Origin of the sequence: Mycolicibacterium iranicum (genome assembly GCF_002101705.1) — a bacterium.
Lineage (GTDB): Bacteria > Actinomycetota > Actinomycetes > Mycobacteriales > Mycobacteriaceae > Mycobacterium > Mycobacterium iranicum.
In genome coordinates this window covers 1-18030 of the sequence record NZ_LQPC01000027.1, presented here as the reverse complement: position 1 = coordinate 18030, position 18030 = coordinate 1, and the positions used below count along the sequence as shown (strand labels likewise).

The 18030-nt window shown below is 67.8% G+C and carries 17 protein-coding genes and 1 pseudogene; 11 read left to right on the top strand and 7 right to left on the bottom strand.

Annotation, left to right across the window (positions count from 1 at the left end; all coding sequences use genetic code 11):
* Positions 1-3: 3 nt before the first annotated feature.
* Positions 4-1800, bottom strand: a complete 1797-nt coding sequence (gene sucB / locus AWC12_RS09530; RefSeq protein ID WP_085173886.1) for a 2-oxoglutarate dehydrogenase, E2 component, dihydrolipoamide succinyltransferase — start codon at positions 1798-1800, stop codon at positions 4-6.
* Between the two features lie 160 nt (positions 1801-1960).
* On the opposite strand from sucB, the gene AWC12_RS09525 reads away from it, so the two are divergent.
* Together AWC12_RS09525 and AWC12_RS09520 are read left to right on the top strand one after the other, a co-directional pair.
* The gene (locus AWC12_RS09525; RefSeq protein ID WP_024445407.1) at positions 1961-2314 is read left to right on the top strand and encodes a hypothetical protein; all 354 of its coding nucleotides are present in this window, start codon (positions 1961-1963) and stop codon (positions 2312-2314) included.
* Between the two features lie 21 nt (positions 2315-2335).
* The gene (locus AWC12_RS09520; RefSeq protein ID WP_024445408.1) at positions 2336-3766 is read left to right on the top strand and encodes an SDR family oxidoreductase; all 1431 of its coding nucleotides are present in this window, start codon (positions 2336-2338) and stop codon (positions 3764-3766) included.
* A 39-nt stretch (positions 3767-3805) separates the two neighbouring features.
* Here AWC12_RS09520 and AWC12_RS09515 read toward each other — a convergent pair whose 3' ends face one another.
* The gene (locus AWC12_RS09515) at positions 3806-5326 is read right to left on the bottom strand and encodes a leucyl aminopeptidase (RefSeq protein WP_085173884.1); all 1521 of its coding nucleotides are present in this window, start codon (positions 5324-5326) and stop codon (positions 3806-3808) included.
* Positions 5327-5367: 41 nt separating this feature from the next.
* Between AWC12_RS09515 and gcvT the strand changes: the two genes are divergently transcribed.
* The 3 genes from gcvT to AWC12_RS09500 are packed head-to-tail and all read left to right on the top strand — an operon-like array spanning position 5368 to position 7846.
* Positions 5368-6465, top strand: coding sequence for a glycine cleavage system aminomethyltransferase GcvT (gcvT, locus tag AWC12_RS09510; protein WP_085173882.1), 1098 nt, complete (start codon positions 5368-5370; stop codon positions 6463-6465).
* 32 nt (positions 6466-6497) lie between these two features.
* Entirely contained in the window at positions 6498-7613 is a 1116-nt protein-coding gene (locus AWC12_RS09505; RefSeq protein ID WP_085173880.1) for a branched-chain amino acid aminotransferase, read from the top strand.
* Positions 7614-7648: 35 nt separating this feature from the next.
* Positions 7649-7846 carry a hypothetical protein gene (locus tag AWC12_RS09500; RefSeq protein ID WP_133057322.1) on the top strand — a complete coding sequence of 66 codons (198 nt, stop codon included), beginning with the start codon at positions 7649-7651 and terminating at the stop codon, positions 7844-7846.
* Between the two features lie 17 nt (positions 7847-7863).
* Here the strand turns inward: AWC12_RS09500 and AWC12_RS09495 are convergent, their stop codons facing one another.
* From AWC12_RS09495 to AWC12_RS09485, 3 genes are read right to left on the bottom strand one after another with little or no spacing between them, the layout of a single operon-like run.
* On the bottom strand, positions 7864-8592 hold the full coding sequence (locus AWC12_RS09495; protein WP_085174158.1) for an adenosylcobinamide-GDP ribazoletransferase: 729 nt from the start codon (positions 8590-8592) through the stop codon (positions 7864-7866).
* A gap of 15 nt (positions 8593-8607) precedes the next feature.
* On the bottom strand, positions 8608-9663 hold the full coding sequence (cobT, locus tag AWC12_RS09490; protein ID WP_234813924.1) for a nicotinate-nucleotide--dimethylbenzimidazole phosphoribosyltransferase: 1056 nt from the start codon (positions 9661-9663) through the stop codon (positions 8608-8610).
* Positions 9660-10346 carry a DUF3043 domain-containing protein gene (locus tag AWC12_RS09485; RefSeq protein WP_207576406.1) on the bottom strand — a complete coding sequence of 229 codons (687 nt, stop codon included), beginning with the start codon at positions 10344-10346 and terminating at the stop codon, positions 9660-9662. Before AWC12_RS09485 ends, cobT begins: the two co-directional genes overlap by 4 nt.
* A 61-nt stretch (positions 10347-10407) precedes the next feature.
* On the opposite strand from AWC12_RS09485, the gene AWC12_RS09480 reads away from it, so the two are divergent.
* Both AWC12_RS09480 and AWC12_RS09475 read left to right on the top strand, forming a co-directional pair.
* Positions 10408-11487 carry a glycerate kinase family protein gene (locus AWC12_RS09480; protein ID WP_085174152.1) on the top strand — a complete coding sequence of 360 codons (1080 nt, stop codon included), beginning with the start codon at positions 10408-10410 and terminating at the stop codon, positions 11485-11487.
* Between the two features lie 112 nt (positions 11488-11599).
* Positions 11600-11977, top strand: coding sequence for a HesB/IscA family protein (locus tag AWC12_RS09475; RefSeq protein ID WP_024445417.1), 378 nt, complete (start codon positions 11600-11602; stop codon positions 11975-11977).
* 1 nt (position 11978) lies between these two features.
* Here the strand turns inward: AWC12_RS09475 and AWC12_RS09470 are convergent, their stop codons facing one another.
* Positions 11979-12647 (bottom strand): Rv0361 family membrane protein, encoded by a 669-nt coding sequence (locus AWC12_RS09470; protein WP_085174150.1) that lies wholly within the window; start codon positions 12645-12647, stop codon positions 11979-11981.
* A gap of 176 nt (positions 12648-12823) precedes the next feature.
* Between AWC12_RS09470 and AWC12_RS09465 the strand changes: the two genes are divergently transcribed.
* Entirely contained in the window at positions 12824-13795 is a 972-nt protein-coding gene (locus AWC12_RS09465) for a carbohydrate kinase family protein (RefSeq protein ID WP_024445419.1), read from the top strand.
* Between the two features lie 18 nt (positions 13796-13813).
* Here the strand turns inward: AWC12_RS09465 and asnB are convergent, their stop codons facing one another.
* Positions 13814-15745 carry an asparagine synthase (glutamine-hydrolyzing) gene (gene asnB, locus AWC12_RS09460; RefSeq protein WP_024445420.1) on the bottom strand — a complete coding sequence of 644 codons (1932 nt, stop codon included), beginning with the start codon at positions 15743-15745 and terminating at the stop codon, positions 13814-13816.
* Positions 15746-15882: 137 nt separating this feature from the next.
* Between asnB and ctaC the strand changes: the two genes are divergently transcribed.
* The 3 genes and pseudogenes from ctaC to AWC12_RS09445 all read left to right on the top strand — a co-directional run.
* The gene (ctaC, locus tag AWC12_RS09455) at positions 15883-16974 is read left to right on the top strand and encodes an aa3-type cytochrome oxidase subunit II (RefSeq protein WP_235065396.1); all 1092 of its coding nucleotides are present in this window, start codon (positions 15883-15885) and stop codon (positions 16972-16974) included.
* 9 nt (positions 16975-16983) lie between these two features.
* Positions 16984-17406, top strand: coding sequence for a cytochrome c oxidase subunit 4 (locus tag AWC12_RS09450; protein ID WP_024445422.1), 423 nt, complete (start codon positions 16984-16986; stop codon positions 17404-17406).
* 153 nt (positions 17407-17559) lie between these two features.
* A pseudogene (locus AWC12_RS09445) lies at positions 17560-18030 on the top strand (hypothetical protein); the annotation flags it as partial.

Here is an 18030-nt window from a genome sequence, read left to right as displayed (position 1 = left end):
TGTCTACAGCCCCAGATCGGCCTCAAACGCACCCTCTTCCAGGCGGCGCTTGATAGTGGTGACGAAACGGCCGGCGTCGGCGCCGTCGATGAGGCGGTGGTCGTAGGTCAACGGCAGGTAGGACACCGACCGCACGCCGATCGACTCGTTGCCGAACTCGTCGACGATGACGCGGGGCCGTTTCACGATGGCACCGGTACCCAGCATCGCCGCCTGCGGCGGCACCAGGATCGGCGTGTCGAACAACGCGCCCTGGCTGCCGATGTTGGTGATCGTGAAGGTGCCGCCGGAGAGCTCGTCGGGCTTGAGGTTGCTCGAGCGCGCGCGTCCGGCGATGTCGGAGATCGCCCGCGCCAGCCCACCCAGCGACAGATCGCCGGCGTTGTGAATCACCGGGGACAGAAGCCCCTGCTCGGTGTCGACCGCGATGCCGAGATGCTCGGCGTCGTAGTAGGTGATCTCCTTCGACTCTTCGTTGTAGCTGGCGTTGACGTTCGGGTGCAGCTTCAACGCGTCGATGACCGCCCGGGCGATGAACGGCAGGTACGTCAGGTTCACGCCTTCGCGCTCGGCGAACTGAGCCTTGGCCTTGGCGCGAAGGGCGACGATCTTGGTCATGTCGACCTCGTGAACCTGGGTCAGCTGCGCTGTGGTCTGCAGCGACTCACGGGTCTTCTTCGCGGTGATCTGCCGAATCCGGTTGGCCTTCTGCGTCGTTCCGCGCAGATGCGCCAGCGCGCCCTCCGGTGCCGGCACAGGCGCCGCGGGCTTTGACGGGGCAGCGGCGGCCGGTTCGGCAGCCTTGGGAGCCTTGCTCTCCTCCGCGGCGGCGAGCACATCCTGCTTGCGGATGCGTCCACCGACACCCGTGCCCTTGACCGTCGAGAGGTCGACGTTGTTCTCGCTGGCGAGTTTGCGTACCAGCGGCGTCACGTAGGGGCTCTCGCCCGACGCCGCGGCCGCAGGTTTGGCCTCGGGCTTCGACTCGGGCTTCGGCTCCGGCTTGGGTTCCGACTTCGGTTCAGGCTTCGACTCGGCCTTGGGTTCCGGCTTGGCCTCCTCCGACGGCTTCGCCTCGGGCTTGGTCTGCTTCGGCTCGGGCTCAGGTTCCGGCTCGGGTTCGGGCTCAGGTTCCGGTTCGGGCTCCGAAGCCTCTTCGGCATCGGCGTCGCCGATCTTCGCGAGCTCGCCGCCGACCTCGACGGTGTCGTCTTCCTCGGGGGTGATGGACAGCAGGGTGCCCGCCACCGGCGACGGGATCTCGGTGTCGACCTTGTCGGTGGACACCTCCACCAGCGGCTCGTCGACCTCGACGCTGTCGCCGACTTTTTTCAGCCAGCGGGTGACCGTGCCCTCGGTGACCGACTCACCCAGCTCCGGCATCTTGACCGACGTGCCCGATCCCGAGCCGCCCGACGATGACGCTTTGGGCTCGGGCTTCTTCTCCGGCTCCGGCTCGGACTCTTCCGCCTCGGGCTCGGGTTCGGACTCTGCCTCGGACTCCTCCTCGGCGGCCGGTGCGGACTCCTCGCCGCCGTCACTGTCCTCGCCGTCGTCCTCGCCGGCGTCGCCGATCACGGCGAGCTCGCCGCCCACCTCTACGGTGTCATCCTCCTGGGCGATGATCTTTTTCAGCACACCTGCGGCGGGGGACGGGATTTCGGTGTCGACCTTGTCGGTCGAAACCTCAAGCAGTGGCTCATCCTCCTCGACCGTGTCTCCCTCTTGCTTCAGCCAGCGGGTGACTGTCCCCTCGGTAACGCTCTCTCCGAGTGCGGGCATCTGGACGGAGATGGCCATAGTGTCGTGGCTCCCTTGCACGGTCTGTCGAGGTATGTGAGCTGTCGCATCCCATCCTGTCACGTCCGCCGGGACGTTTCGCCGCGGACGGGTGTACTCCGTGCTCTGGCACTATCGAAGTGAGGAAGAGGCGAGGGGATGCCGGAAGGAGCAAGCCCAGGTGGGACTGTTCGACAGGCTCCGCGGTCGGAGCCGCAAAGCTGGATCGGCCACCCGCGACCCTCAGGCGGATCTTCGCTATCTGCGTCAATGGGTCGCCGAGCATCAGGGTGTCGAAGCGTTCATCGAACCCAAGACCACGGTCACCGAACTCACCGTGGTGCTCGTGGCCGCTGACGGCGAATGGACGCGGCGCCGCACCGGCGGAGACGCCGGCGCCCGCCGGTTGTCCGAGCGCCTGCAGATTCCGGTGTACGACGTGCAGAAGGTCGGCTATCCGCAGCGCATGCGTGATTACGACGCGCGCAGGCGCATCGAACGCAAGCGGGCCGCCCGTGAGGAACTCGACCGCTAGCGGGTTGGGTACTGTCCGCCCGTGAGCACGCAGCGGATCCACCACGAAGGCAATCCCGATGGGCCGACGCTCCTTCTGGTGCAAGCGCATCCCGACACCCCCGACGTCTGGGATCCCGTGGTCGAATTGCTGTCCGATCGGTACAGGATCGTCCGCGCCGACGCAGGTGAGTTCGCGGCCGCGCTCGACGCGGCGGCCGGCGGAAGTACCTCAGGCGTGCACGTCGTGGCGCGCGGTCGGGCCTCCGCGGCAGTGTGGCAGCACCTGACCCTGTCCGGGGCATCCGAACGCGTCGCGTCGCTCACCTCGGCGCCGACCACGGCGAACGCCGGGCGTCTTCGACGATTTGCCGACGGACTCGGCCGGCTCGCGAAGCGGACACCGGCGACGGGCGGGGGTGTTGTCGACATCCCGGTCCAGGTGGTCCTCGCACCCGGGGGCGGCTCCGCGCGTGGGCGGTTCCACGACGACGTCACCGCCAAAGCGCCCCGGTTGTGGCAACGCGAAGTCAAGGCCGGGCACGCGACTGCCCACGTTCTCGCGCGGTCGCTGACGCAACTCGTCGACCATCTCGACGGCGCTCCCGCCGCGCGCGAATTACTGCGCGCCGAGGTCGGTAGGCCGCGCGCTGCATTCGGCGACACGCTCGTCGCCGTCACCGGCGCCGCCAGCGGCATCGGCCGCGAGACCGCGCTCGCCTTCGCGCGCGAGGGGGCCGACATCGCGATCAGCGATGTCGACGCCGCAGGGCTGGAGGAGACGGCACGGCTCGTCGCCGCCGAAGGCGCGCAGGCCTTCACCTACATCGTCGACGTGGCCGATCCCGGTGCTGTCGAGTCGTTCGCCGACCAACTGTGTGCCGAGCACGGGGTGCCCGACATCGTCGTCAACAACGCCGGTGTCGGCCACGCGGGGTTCTTCCTGGACACTCCGGCGCAGGAGTACGACCGGGTGCTCGACATCAACTTCGGCGGCGTCGTCAACGGATGCCGGTCCTTCGGCAAACGGTTGCGCGACCGCGGCGTCGGCGGGCACATCGTCAACGTCGCGTCGATGGCGTCCTACACCCCCGTCAATGTGATGAACGCCTACTGCACGTCGAAAGCCGCGGTATTCATGTTCTCCGATTGTCTTCGCGCAGAACTGGATTCACACGGAATCGGTCTGACGACGGTCTGCCCCGGCATCATCGGCACCAACATCGTGAACACGACCCGCTTCTCGTTGCCCGACGAGCGCAGCTACGACACCGAGACGATCCGGCGAAGGGCGCGCCGCGCGTTCTCGGTACGGCGGGTGGGGCCGGACAAGGTCGCCAAGGCGATCGTGGCCGCGGTGAAGAGCAACAAGCCGGTCCGCCCGGTCACCACCGAGGCCTACCTGGTCTACGGCGCCGCCCACGCCGCCCCACAGGCGATGCGCAGCGCGGCCCGCGGCGGCAACATCATGTGAGCCGGCCGGCCCGATCAGCCGCTCGCGGCTGCAGCCCGATCAGCCGCTCGCGGCGATATCTTCCAGGACCGCGAACATCGTCCGCGTCGGCACCCCGGTGCCGCCCTTGGGGGTATAGCCCCACGGCCCGCCGGAGTTGTATGCCGGTGCCGCGATGTCGATGTGCGCCCACTGCACACCGTCGGCGACGAACTCGCGCAGGTAGGTGCCTGCGACCAGCATCCCCGCGAAGCGCGATCCGCTGACATTGGCCAGGTCGGCGACCGTCGACTTGAGGTCGTCCTTGAGTTCTTCGGGCAACGGCATCGCCCACGCGTTCTCGCCGACACCCTGGGAAATCTCGGCGACCCGGTCGCGGAAATCGTCGCTACCCATCACGCCGGGCGTGCGTGCACCCAACGCGACCGTCTGCGCACCGGTCAGCGTCGACGTCTCGATCAGATAGTCGGGCCCGTCCTCACACGCCCGTACGATCGCGTCGGCCAGGATCAGTCGGCCCTCGGCGTCGGTGTTGAGCACCTCGACGGTGGTGCCGCCGTATTGCGTCAGCACGTCGCCGGGCCGCTGCGCCGTTGACGACGGCATGTTCTCGGCCATCGGTACGTAGGCGACCACGTCGATCGGCAACTTCAGGCGGGCAGCCAGCACGACCGTCGCGATCACGGCGGCCGCACCGCCCATGTCCGAGGTCATGTGATGCATGTTCGCGGCGGGCTTGATGGAGATGCCGCCGGTGTCGAAGGTGATGCCCTTGCCCACCAGGGCGACCTTCTTGCCCTTGCGACCGCCACCGCGGTGGGCCAGCCGCACCAGTCGTGGTGGGCGCGAAGATCCCTTGCCGACCCCGATGATGCCGCCGTAGCCGTCCTTGGTGAGCGCCTTCTCGTCGAGGACCTCGACGTCGAGTCCGGCGTCTTCACCCAAAGCTTTTGCGCGCATGGCGAATTCGGCGGGGAATAGGTGGCTGGGCGGGGTGTTGACGAAGTCGCGGGCGGTGGCGACGGCGGTCGCGATGGCCTCGGCGCGCGCGGCCGCGTCCTTGGTCGCCGCCTTGGTGTCCGGGGTGAGCGCGGTGATCTTGCGGACGCCGGCGTCCTTGGGTGCTGTCTTCTCGCTGCGGAACTCGGAGAACCGGTAGGCACCCAGCACGAGGCCTTCGATCGCCGCTCCCAGATCGAGATGCGACAGCGTGGTGTAGACGTTCTCGACGCCCGACAGCGACCGCGCCGCGACGCCCGCCGCGCGGCGGATCGTCTCGGCCGACCACTCGTCGCGGGACTTGCCCAGCCCGACGGCGAGCACGCTGCCGACCGGGAGGGCCGACACCACAATTCGTGTGAGCTGCTCGTTTCCGCCCTTGGCGCCCAGCGCCTCCAGCGCTGCCTCGATCTCGCCGACCGCCTCGGCGTCGAGATAACCGTCGGCGACGACGGTGGCGCCGTCGCCGTCCTCCGACCCCGAAACCACGGGGACGATCAGGACCGACGCGTCGACCCGCCGCTTGGGCAACGCACTCGCGACCGTGACGGAGGGGGACAGGTAACCGGGGGAGGTGCTCACGAGGGTTCACCCTAACCACTCGGCCACTAGGGTGGTTGGTCGTGAGTGACAACCTGTTGGCGGGCCCCCTGGAGAATCGGCATCGCGAGCTCGGCGCGAGCTTCGCAGAGTTCGGCGGATGGCTGATGCCGGTGTCCTACGCCGGAACCGTCGCCGAGCACACCGCGACCCGAACCACCGTCGGACTCTTCGACGTCAGCCACCTCGGCAAGGCACTCGTGAAGGGCACGGGCGCCGCCGACTACGTCAACTCCGCCTTCACCAACGACCTGCGCCGGATCGGCCCGGGCAAGGCTCAGTACACGCTGTGCTGCACCGACTCGGGCGGTGTGATCGACGACCTCATCGCCTACTACGTCTCCGACGATGAGATCTTCCTCGTGCCGAACGCCGCGAACACCGCCGCGGTCGTCGCCGCGCTACAAGAGCGCGCCCCCGAGGGGTTGACCATCACCGACGAGCACCGCTCGCGCGCCGTGCTGGCCGTGCAGGGTCCCCAGTCGGCCTTCGTGCTCGGCGCGCTCGGTCTGCCCACCGACATGGACTACATGGGATTCGCCGACACGAAGTTCGGTGGTGTCGACGTCCGGGTGTGCCGAACCGGATACACCGGTGAACACGGCTATGAGCTGCTGCCGCTGTGGGATCACGCCGCCGTCGTCTTCGATGAGCTGGTGGAAGCAGTGAAGTTCGCCGGCGGCGAGCTGGCCGGCCTCGGGGCGCGCGACACCCTGCGCACCGAGATGGGGTACCCGCTGCATGGACACGAGCTCTCCCTTGACATCTCGCCGCTGCAGGCGAGGACGGGATGGGCGGTCGGATGGAAGAAAGAGGCGTTCTGGGGCCGTGAAGCCCTGCTCGCCGAAAAAGAGGCGGGACCGCGACGCACCCTGCGAGGCCTCAAGGCGGTCGGGCGTGGAGTGCTGCGCCCGGATCTCACCGTGCTCGACGGTGACGCTCCCGTCGGCATCACGACGTCCGGAACCTTCTCTCCCACTTTGAAAGTCGGCATCGCGCTGGCCCTCCTCGACACCTCGGCAGACATCGCCGACGGCGCGCGTGTCGCCGTCGATGTCCGTGGCCGCCACGTCGAGTGCGAGGTGGTCAAGCCGCCGTTCGTCGACACCCGCACCCGGTAAATCGCTGGGCAGCCGGTTATACAATCTGCTGCATGACTGATCACCTCGAGTTCACCGTTGATCGCAATGCGAATCCGGCGGGCGACGAGGTACGGGCCGAGATTCTGGCCAACCCGGGTTTCGGCAAGTTTCACACCGACCACATGGTGTCGATCGACTACACCGCCGGCGAAGGCTGGCACAACGCCCGGGTCATCCCGTACGGGCCCATCGAGCTAGATCCGTCGGCGATCGTCCTGCACTACGCGCAGGAGATCTTCGAAGGGCTGAAGGCCTACCGGTGGGCAGACGGATCCATCGTCTCCTTCCGGCCCGAGGCCAACGCCGCCCGGCTGCGCAACTCTGCGCGGCGCCTTGCCATCCCCGAGCTGCCCGACGAGCTGTTCATCGAATCGCTGCGGCAGCTGATCGCCGTCGACGAGCAGTGGGTGCCGCCCGCGGGCGGCGAGGAGTCGCTCTACCTGAGGCCGTTCACCATCGCGACCGAACCCGGCCTCGGTGTCCGCCCGGCCGACGAATACCGCTACATGGTGATCGGTTCCCCCGCGGGCGCGTATTTCCCGCGCGGTATCAAGCCGGTCAGCGTGTGGCTCTCGCATGAATACGTGCGCGCCTCACCCGGCGGCACCGGAGCCGCGAAGTTCGGCGGGAACTACGCCGCATCACTGCTCGCTCAGGCCGAAGCGGCCTCGCACGGTTGCGATCAGGTGGTCTGGCTGGATGCGATCGAACGCCGGTACGTCGAAGAGATGGGCGGCATGAACCTGTTCTTCGTCTTCGGCAGCGGCGGCACCGCACGCCTGGTGACACCGGAGCTGTCGGGCTCGCTGTTGCCGGGTATCACGCGAGATTCGTTGCTGCAGTTGGCAACCGATGCAGGGTTCGCGGTCGAAGAGCGCAAGATCGACGTCGACGAGTGGCAGAAGAAGGCCGCCGCGGGCGAGATCACCGAGGTGTTCGCCTGCGGGACCGCCGCCGTCATCACCCCGGTTTCGCACGTCAAATACGGCTCGGGGGACGGCGAAGGTGAGTTCACCATCGCCGACGGCGAACCCGGCGAGATCACCATGGCGCTGCGCGACACCCTCACCGGTATTCAGCGGGGCACCTTCGTCGACACCCACGGCTGGATGGCGCGGCTGTCCTGAAGTCAGGTAGCGCACTACGCACGACGAACGTGTTCGTGATCGCAACGATCGAAGCGGGGCCTGACCCGACGGCTCCGCTTCGATACGACGAGAAGGATACGGACATGGTGTATGTCGTTGGCGGTGCGATCGCCGTCGGACTGATCGGATACGGCGTCTACAAGGCGGCCGAGTACGCAGGCAAGATCCACCAGCATGAGGCTGAACACGCGGGCGCAGACGGCGGCAGCTGAGCCGAAAACTGGACTTGCTAGCCGATCGCCAGGCCCAGCGCGGCGACCGTCGTCGTCACTTCGACGGCGGCGCCGAGCACGTCGCCGGTGATGCCGCCGAACCTGCGCACGCAATGCGCGACCAGCGCGGCGCTGCATCCGATCGCGACCAGCACCACCAGCGGCCCCTGCCAGAGCCGCTCGGTCGCTAGCGCCGCCACCGCGGCGAGTACCGCGACCCATGCGCTCACCACCCACCACGGCTGGGTTCCTGCGACGAATCCGCCCAGCGTGCTGCCCGCCGCCGCGGGAATCCCGCGCCGGCAGGCGGCGACGACGGCCACCCGGCCCGCGACCACCGCGACGAACACGCTGTGGGGCCCCGACTCGGCGAACGTCAGGGCCTGGATCAGTACCGTCACCGCGACGGCGGCCACCCCGAAAGGTCCGGCCCTGCCGTCACGCATCACCGCCAGTGCGCGCTCGGGAGGGCCGTAACATCCCAGTGCATCGGTGGTGTCGGACAACCCGTCGATGTGCAATCCGCGGGTCGCCACCAGCAGCAGCGCCACCGTCACCGCGCCGGCGAGAGCGCCGCCGTCGAAAGCCAGCGAGCCGACCCACCACGTCGCGGCGGCCAGCGCGCCGAGCGCCGCGCCGGCCATTGGCAGCGCGGTCAGCACACCGCGGCCCACGTTCGCAGTGATCCGCGACGGCATCGGCAGGACCGTCGAGAACGCGAAAGCGCCTGCCAGGGAAGAGATCACAGCGCGGATCACCGTCTAGCCCTTGCCGATCCCGGCTTCCTCGAACGTGGCCATCGAGGCCAGGGTGGCCACCGCGGCGCGCAGGACGGGCAGCGCGACCAATGCTCCCGACCCCTCGCCGAGTCGCATGTCGAGCTCCACGATCGGGTCCAGATCGAGGTGGCGCAGCGCGAGCGTGTGCGCGGGTTCGGTGGAGCGGTGACCTGCGCGCCACCATAGCCGGGCGCCCGGCGCGAGCTTGTCTGCCGCCAGCGCCGCCGCCGTGACCACGACACCGTCCAGCAGCACCGGGGTCCGCCGCACCGCGGCCTGCGCCAGGAAGCCGGTGATCGCCGCCAGGTCGGCGCCGCCGCAAATACGAAGCAGTGCAATGGGATCCGCGGTGATCCTGCGAGCCCGGTAGAGGGCGTCGCGAACGGCCGCGGTCTTGCGGGACCAACCGGCGTCGTCGATTCCGGTTCCGCGGCCGACCACCGCGACCGGTTCGGAATCGGTCAGCGCGGCGATCAACGTCGTCGCGGGCGTCGTGTTCCCGATGCCCATGTCGCCGGCGATCAGCAGATCGGCTCCCGAATCGACCTCGTCGTCGGCGATCGCCCGACCCGCGTCGATCGCGGTCACCACCTCGTCGGGGGTCAGCGCATCCTCGACGGCGATGTTGCCGCTGGCGCGCCGGATCTTGTGGGCGCCGATGGCCGCAGACAGCGGCTCCTCGCTGTCGACCGCGATGTCGGCGACCCGGACACTGGCACCCGCCACCTCGGCGAGTACGTTCACCGCCGCTCCGCCGGAGGCGAAGTTGGCGACCATCGCCGCGGTCACCTCCGCGGGATACGCCGACACCCCGGCCGAGGTGACGCCGTGATCGCCGGCGAATACCACCACCCTGGCGCGTTCGAACTGTTTGGGCGGGCAGGTGCCCTGGCACGCCGCCACCCAGATCGAAAGGTCTTCGAGGCGACCGAGCGCGCCCGCAGGTTTGGTCAGAACCGTCTGCCGGTCCCGGGCCGCCGCGGCGGCGTCGGTATCGGGTGCGGGAATGTCAGGAAAGTAAGCCACCTGCGGCGTCACGCAACGCGGGTGCCGCGCTCGACCTGCGGCCGGGGCGCGCGCATCCGCCGCAGCTGCGAGGCGCGGCTCCCGGCGTAGAAGCCGAGCTTCCAGCCGGATTCGGTGTTGTCCGGGAACTTCGCGTCCGCCATCTTGTTCACCTTGCGGCCGAGAACGAAGCCGTCGATGACCATGACCACCACCAGCACCAGCATCGCGGGGGAGACCAAAGCCTGCACCTGCACCGACGGGACCGCCAGCATGATGAAGATCATTCCGAGCGCAGCAGGCATGAACAGGCCGAGCAGGTTGCGTCGCGAATCGACGACGTCGCGCACATAGCGGCGCACCGGGCCCTTGTCGCGCGGCAGCAGATAGGCGTCCTCGCCGGCCATCATCCGTTCGCGGCGCTGGTTCATCTCGGAGCGCCGTTCGGCGCGCTCGGCCTTGCGCTCCTCGCGAGACAGCTTCGGGCCGCGCAGTTCCTTGCGACGCTTCCTGGCCTCGGCAGTGGTCATCGGAGCCGGTGCGACCGGACCGCGCCGACGGGTCGCCTCGCTGCGCTTCGGGGTCGGTTTGCCCTTCGGAGCGGTGGTGACGCGTTCGATCGGTGGCGCCTCGGCGGCGCCGCCCGTGTCGTTCTTGGAGGGAACCGAATCCCCGGAATCACCAGCGTCATCGTTCTTGCGGCCCAGCAGCTTCACGGCTCCCAGGTTACTTCTCCGCGCACGGCGGACCCAATCCGTCCCGGGATAGTCTGCCGTGGTGACAGCCACCGAAACGCCCGCCATAAACGTGCTGATCGCCCCGGACTGTTTCGGCGACAGCCTGACCGCCGTGCAGGCTGCCCAGTCCATCGCCGACGGGTGGCGGACGTCGCGGCCCGGCGACACGCTGACGCTCGCACCGCAATCCGACGGCGGACCCGGATTCGTCGAGGTGCTCGCGAGCCGTCTGGGCGAGATCCGCACCCTCGAGGTCAGCGGTCCGCTGGACGTCGACGTGGAGGCGCAGTGGGTGCTGGACCCCGGCCCGCCGGTGACCGCCTACATCGAGTGCGCGCAGGCATGCGGCCTCGCCCTGCTGGGTGGCCCGCCGACCGTGCGCACCGCACTCGACGCGCACAGCAGGGGTGTCGGTCAGCTCATCGCCGCTGCGCGCGCCGCAGGGGCGGAGCGCATCGTCGTCGGCCTGGGCGGCAGCGGCAGCACCGATGGCGGCCGCGGAATGGTCGACGCGCTCGGGGGACTCACAGCCGCGCGTGAACTTCTCGACGGAGTAGAACTCATCGCGGCCAGCGACGTCGAACATCCGCTGCTCGGCCCGATGGGCGCCGCGGCGGTTTTCGGGCCGCAGAAGGGCGCCGACGCCGAAACCGTCGCGGTGCTCGAAGAGCGGCTCACGGCATGGGCCGAAAAGCTCGATGCCGCAGCAGGCAGGCGGGTCAGCGACGATCCCGGCGCGGGCGCGGCCGGCGGCATCGGCGCAGCCCTACTGGCGCTCGGCGCACGCCGCGAATCGGGTGCGGCGATCATCGCCGAACACACCGGCCTGAGCTCCGACGTCGCCGCCGCCGATCTCGTCGTCACCGGGGAGGGCCGGTTCGATGACCAGTCGCTGCACGGAAAAGTTGTCAGCGCACTGGCCGCGGGGGCGCGGTCACACCGCATTCCGGTCCTGGTGTTGGCAGGACAGGTCACACTGGCCGAGCCCGCCCTGCAGGAGGCGGGGATCGATTCGGCCTACTCCCTTACCGACCACGCCGGGTCGGTGCAGAAGGCCATCGAGGACGCGGCAAACCAGCTCACCGGACTTGCCGCCGACGTCGCCGCGCGATGGCAGTAGCTCGCCGTCGATGGGGAATACGGCCGAAACCAGGTACCGTTGAGGAGGTGGAGCCACCCTCGAATGGCAGGGGACACCGGCTCCGCCCACGTACATCCACACGGGAGATTCCATGACTGTTCAGGACGAGTCGGCTGTGCAAGCTGGCCAGACCACCGAGGCTGCGCACGGCGTGACCCTGACGGATGCCGCGGCGGCCAAGGCGAAGGCCCTGCTCGACCAGGAGGGTCGCGACGACCTGGCGCTGCGGATCGCCGTTCAGCCGGGCGGATGCGCCGGCCTGCGCTACAACCTGTTCTTCGACGACCGCTCGCTCGACGGCGACCTGACCGTCGACTTCAACGGCGTCGAGCTGACCGTCGACCGGATGAGTGCCCCCTATGTGCAGGGCGCCACGATCGACTTCGTCGACACGATCGAGAAGCAGGGTTTCACCATCGACAACCCCAACGCCACCGGCTCGTGCGCCTGCGGCGACTCGTTCAACTGAGCTAGTACTGGCCGGCCGTCCGCGGCAGATACGAACACACCAGGATCTCGTTATCGACCGAGATCAGCTGCGCGACTGCCTGCTCGTCAGTCTCCTGCGGCTGACTGCGCGTCGAACCGCTCGCGGGCAGAACGCGCATCGTGAACAGCACCTGAGCCTGCGTCGGCGACGACAGCACCATCTTGTCGATCGACGTGACCTCGGCGCTGTCGTACTGCTTGCGGAAGGCGTCGCTGGACAACCCGGCGAGTGCGAGATCTGACCGGCGCTCCTTGACAGCGTCGTAGAGCCCGCACAACGTGTGGCGCGCGACCTGCTCGTCGTCCCCGTTGGACAGCGCGTCCAGGTAGTCCTGGATGGCCGCCTGCGCGGACGCATCCGTCAGCGCACCCGTTGCCCCCTGATCATCCGCTCCGCTGCGCAGGGCAACTGCGGCGATCACCCCCACCACAGCCAGGACGGTGACCACCGCGACGGCGATCAGGATCCACGGGGTGCGCTTGCGCTTCGGATACTGCACAGGCGGGGGAAGTGTCCCCGGGTAGGACGCCTCGATACCGCCGGGGTAGGGCTGCGCAATCGGCGGGTAGGTCTGCTGGGGGTAAGGCTCCGGATACATCTGAGGGCCTGCTGGTCCAGCGCCGTATGGGGGCGGGTAGGGACCAGTCATCAATGTGCTCCCGGGAAGGTCGGTCGGATCCTGCGGCATCTACAGTGGCCGAGCAGGCGCTTATAGGCAGGTTAGCGCACCTCGACCGGTGAACCCTGTCCGTGACCCTGCCGACGTGAGCAGCTTCGACGGGCTGACATTAGGCTGAACCGCCAAACGACGAAGGGTGAGACTGCGTGACCATTGCGGTGACCGGATCGATAGCAACTGACCATCTGATGCGCTTTCCCGGGAAGTTCTCCGAGCAGCTCCTGGCCGATCACCTGCAGAAGGTGTCATTGAGCTTCCTCGTCGACGACCTCGTCATGCACCGCGGCGGCGTCGCGGGCAACATGGCCTTCGCGATGGGCGTGCTCGGCGGAAACCCGACGCTGGTGGGTGCGGTCGGCGCGGACTTCGACGACTACCGGCAGTGGCTCACCTCGCACGGCGTGAACTGCGACAACGTGCTGGTGTCTGACACCGCGTACACCGCGCGGTTCGTCTGCACCACCGACGAGGACATGGCCCAGATCGCGTCGTTCTATCCGGGCGCCATGTCCGAATCGCGCAACATCAAGCTCGCCGACATCGTCGCCAAGACCGGGTCGCCGAGCCTGACGATCATCGGCGCCAACGATCCGGAGGCGATGTTCCTCTACACCGAGGAATGCCGCGCCCTGGGGTTGGCATTCGCCGCCGACCCGAGCCAACAGTTGGCCCGCCTGTCGGGTGAGGAGATCCGCAAGCTGATCGACGGCGCAACGTACCTTTTCACCAACGACTACGAGTGGGATCTCCTGCTCCAGAAGTCCGGCTGGTCCGAGGCCGAGGTGATGAGGCAGATCCAGCTGCGCGTGACCACCCTCGGCGAGAAGGGTGTCGATCTCGTCGGGCGCGACGGCACGTTCGTCCACGTCGACGTCGTGCCCGAGACCCACAAGGAAGACCCGACCGGAATCGGCGACGCGTTCCGCGCAGGCTTCCTCACCGGCCGCGACGCCGGCCTTTCGCTGGAGCGATCGGCGCAGCTGGCCTCACTGGTGGCGACACTGGTGCTCGAGGCGCCGGGCCCGCAGGAATGGTCCTGGGACACGGATTCGGCGGTACAGCGCCTCTCCGATGCCTACGGCGCGGAGGCGGGTCGGGAAATCGCGCAGGCGCTCTAGCGCCGGGAGGCGCTCCGGTCAGATCTGAACCGGGTAGGTCGGCTCGCTGATCTGCGGTGTGACGCTCTTTTCGACGAAGATCGCGTACCACAGCATGAAAATCAGCACCGTCCACAGGCGGCGACTGTGATCGGTTGTGCCGCTTCGATGTTCGTCGAGCATCGTGCGCACCGCGGCAAGATCGACCAGGTGGCCTGCCTGTGACGAGCCGACGATCGAGTGGGCCCACTCCAGGAGTTCGCCCGCCCTCAGCCAGTGCCGGATCGGCACGGGGAAGCCCAGTTTCGGCCGGTTCAGCACATGGGCGGGCACGATCGGCTCGAGCGCGCGGCGCAGCGCGTACTTCGTCGTCGACCGCGTGATCTTCTGGTCGTAGGGCAGCCGCGACGCGACCGCGAACACCTCGGGATCCAGGAACGGGACGCGCAGCTCCAACGAGTTGGCCATCGTCATCTTGTCTGCCTTGACCAGGATGTCGCCGCGCAGCCAGGTGAACAGGTCGATGTGCTGCATCCGCGCGACGGGATCCCAACCTTGCGATTGGGCGTACACCGGTGCGGTCACGTCGGTGTGCACCCAGTCCTGGCGGAACCCCGGAAGCACCGCCCGCAGGTGGGCGTCGGAGAAGCTGCGGGCATTGCCGTAGTAGCGCTCCTCGAGCGTCAGCGAACCGCGGTGCAGCAGGCTCTTGCCGCGCATACCCTCGGGCAACGGACCGGCCATCTTGCCCACTGATTTGCGAAGGCCCCTCGGCAAGTAGTCGAAAGGCTTGAGCGACAACGGCTCCCGATAGATGGTGTAGCCGCCGAACAGTTCGTCGGCGCCCTCGCCGGACAACACCACCTTGACGTGCTTACGCGCCTCCTTGGCGATGAAATACAGCGGCACCAGGGCCGGGTCCGCGACGGGTTCGTCGAGGTACCAGACGATCTCGGGGAGCGCGGCGACGAACTCTTCCTGTCCGACGACCTTGGTGACGTGCCGAGCGCCGATCGCCTCAGCGGACGCCACCGCCACGTCCACCTCCGAGAACCCCTCGCGCTCGAACCCGGTGGTGAAGGTGATGAGCCTCGGGTTGTGCCGCATCGCCAGCGCGGCGATCGCGGTCGAGTCGATGCCTCCGGACAGAAACGCGCCGACCGTCACATCGGCCCGCATGTGCTTGGCGACCGAATCCTCCAGCGCCCGGGTGACCTCGTCGTAGCGCGCCTGCTCGCTGCCTGCCGCGAACGGCACGGCGTCGAACCGCGGCGTGAAGTAACGCTTCACCTTTGGCTGCGCGCCGGGCCGCACGCGAGCGTAACTGCCCGATTCGAGCCTGCGGATGCCGCGGTGCAACGTCTCAGGCTCGGGGACGTATTGCAGCACCGTGTAGTGCTGGACGGCGCGCTCGTCGATCGCCAGGTCGATGCCGAGCTCGTCGGCGACGTCGAGCAGACACTTCTTCTCGCTGCCCACCGCGGTGCCTCCGGCCCCGGTGGCCATGTAGAGCGGCTTGATGCCGAACGGGTCCCTCGCGCAGAACAGTTCCTGTTCCACCGTGTCCCACAGCGCGAACGCGAACATGCCGCGCAGCCGGGTCAGCGCGTCGGTGCCCCAGTGGTGGTAGGCGGCCAGGATCGCCTCGCCGTCCCCGTCGGTGTGGAAGACCGCGCCGAATTCGGAACGCAGTACTTCACGCAACTCCAAGTAGTTGTAGATCTCACCGTTGAAAACCAGGGTGTAGCGCTCCGGCGCCTCGGCCGGACCCCACCGCAGCGGCTGGTGGCTGTGCGCGATATCGATGATCGACAGCCGATTGAAACCCAGCACGACACGCGAGTCGTTCCAGGTGCCGGGTTCGTCGGGGCCGCGGTGGCGCATCTGGGCGGACGCCCCCGACACTGCCTCGACGATCGCGGGGGAGACGTCAGACGAGGGGTCGGTTACCAGCGCAAGCAGTCCACACACCGCGCCAGTATGCCGAATCGCGCGGTCGCTTCGCTCCCACCCGTCGGCCACGTTTCCCGGTCGCTTCGCTGCTGCCCGCCGACCACATTTCCCGGTCGCTTCGCTCCCGCCCGCCGGCGTGGTCTACGCTGCGTAGTATTCAGTGCAGCCGTCTGACCGTCACCCGGTCAAAAGACTTAGTAGGAGGCGCCAACGTGCCCGCTCGCGGCCTGAAGTTGGTGGCATTGTCCCTGCTCCTGGGCGGGACGGCGGTGCTACTCAGCGGATGCAGCTGGTCTGAGGTCCTCGGCCTCGGGTGGCCGAACGGCATCACCCCCGAGGCCCATCTCAACCGTGAATTGTGGATCGGCTCGGTCATCGCGGCGTTCGTCGTCGGTGGCATCGTGTACCTCCTGCTGTTCTGGACGATGGCCTTCCACCGCAAGAAGGCGTCCGACACGGAGCTGCCCCGTCAGTTCGGCTACAACATGCCGCTGGAGCTGACCCTGACGGTCATCCCGTTCATCATCATCTCGGTGCTCTTCTACTTCACCGTCGTGGTGCAGGAAGAGATGCTCAACAAGGAGCCCAACCCCGAGGTCGTCATCGACGTCACGGCCTACCAGTGGAACTGGAAGTTCGGCTACCAGAAGGTCGAGTTCGCCGACGGCACGCTGAGCTACGACGGGGTCGACAACGAGCGCAAGGAAGCCATGGTGTCGCGCCCTGAGGGCGAAGACGAACACGGCATCGAGGAGGTCGGCGCGCTCAACGGACTCAACCCCGAGGACCGCACCTACCTGAACTTCGACAAGATCGAGACGCTCGGCTCCACCAGCGAAATCCCGGTCCTCGTCGTCCCGTCGGGCAAGCGGATCGAATTCCAGATCGCCTCGGCCGACGTGATCCACGGGTTCTGGGTACCGGAATTCCTGTTCAAGCGCGACGTGCTGCCGAACCCCAAAGAGAACAACTCCGACAACATCTTCCAGATCAGCGAGATCATGCAGACCGGCGCCTTCGTCGGCCGGTGCACGGAGATGTGCGGCACCTACCACTCGATGATGAACTTCGAGCTGCGGGTCGTGGAGCCCAACGACTTCAAGGCCTACCTCGCTCAGCGTGAGGCCGGAAAGACCAACGCCGAGGCGTTGCAGGCGATCAACCAGCCTCCGCTGGCTGTCACCACCCAGCCGTTCGACAGCCGCCGCGGTGAATTGGCGCCCGGTATGCCCGAGGCGATCAGGTAAGGACAGCAGATGCATATCGAAGCCAGGTTGTTCGAGTTTCTGACTGCGTTCTTTGCGCTGTCGACCGTCGTCTACGCCGTCCTGACGCACCTGTTCCAGGATCCGGGCGGCGTGGAGTGGGCGGGCACCACCGCCTTGGCCCTGACCACCGGTCTGACGTTGATCACCGGAACCTTCTTCCGTTTCGTCGCCCGTCGCCTGGACACCCGGCCCGAGGACTACGAGGACGCCGAGATCGCGGACGGAGCGGGGGAGCTCGGCTTCTACAGCCCGCACAGCTGGTGGCCGATCATGATCGCCCTGTCGGGTTCGATCACCGCGGTCGGTATGGCGATGTGGCTGCCGTGGCTCATCATCGCCGGCGTGTGCTTCATCCTGACGACGGTGGCGGGGCTGGTCTTCGAGTACCACACCGGACCCGAGAAGCACTGACCGACGCCAAGGTCACAATCAGGGCATGACTTCGCCCGCAACCCTCCTCGGGAGATCCGATCGAGTGCCGCCGTTGGGTAGTGTTGCCGGGGCGCCACGAGCCGCTGTGGCAATCACCGGCGCTGCAGAAGCAGTCGAGAAGGATAGACGTAGATGAGCGGGCCGAATCCTCCCGGGCGGGACTCTGGCAGCTCTGGCCATCCAGGTGAGGAGCCGGGTAGCGTTGCCGACAACGCGACACAGAATGTCAGCGGCGCGAGCGGTGACAACCCCGATACCGGTCAGACCGACTTTTATTCGCGTGCCTATTCGGCGCCCGAGTCCGAGCAATTCGTCAGCAGCGCCTACGCGGCGTCGTCGGACATCGTGCCGTACGACTACGACAGCTACGACGCCGGCAATGCAAGCGAGCTGCCACCGCCGCCGCGCTGGCCGTGGGTCGTCGGCGTCGTCGCGATCGTTGCCGCGATCGCCCTCGTGGTGTCGGTTTCGGTGCTGGTGACCCGCACGGACACCGACAATCTGGCCACCCCCGAGACGACGACGCAGTCCGCGCCGCCTGTGCAGGACGAGATTCTGACGACGACGCCTCCGCCCCCTCCGCCGCCACCCCCGCCGACAACG

Coding starts and splice junctions, on each gene's coding strand:
- sucB (WP_085173886.1), bottom strand. CDS start 1,800: ATGGCCATCTCCGTCCAGATGCCCGCACTCGGAGAGAGCGTTACCGAG.
- AWC12_RS09505 (WP_085173880.1), top strand. CDS start 6,498: ATGACTGATCACCTCGAGTTCACCGTTGATCGCAATGCGAATCCGGCG.
- AWC12_RS09475 (WP_024445417.1), top strand. CDS start 11,600: ATGACTGTTCAGGACGAGTCGGCTGTGCAAGCTGGCCAGACCACCGAG.
- AWC12_RS09470 (WP_085174150.1), bottom strand. CDS start 12,647: ATGACTGGTCCCTACCCGCCCCCATACGGCGCTGGACCAGCAGGCCCT.
- AWC12_RS09450 (WP_024445422.1), top strand. CDS start 16,984: ATGCATATCGAAGCCAGGTTGTTCGAGTTTCTGACTGCGTTCTTTGCG.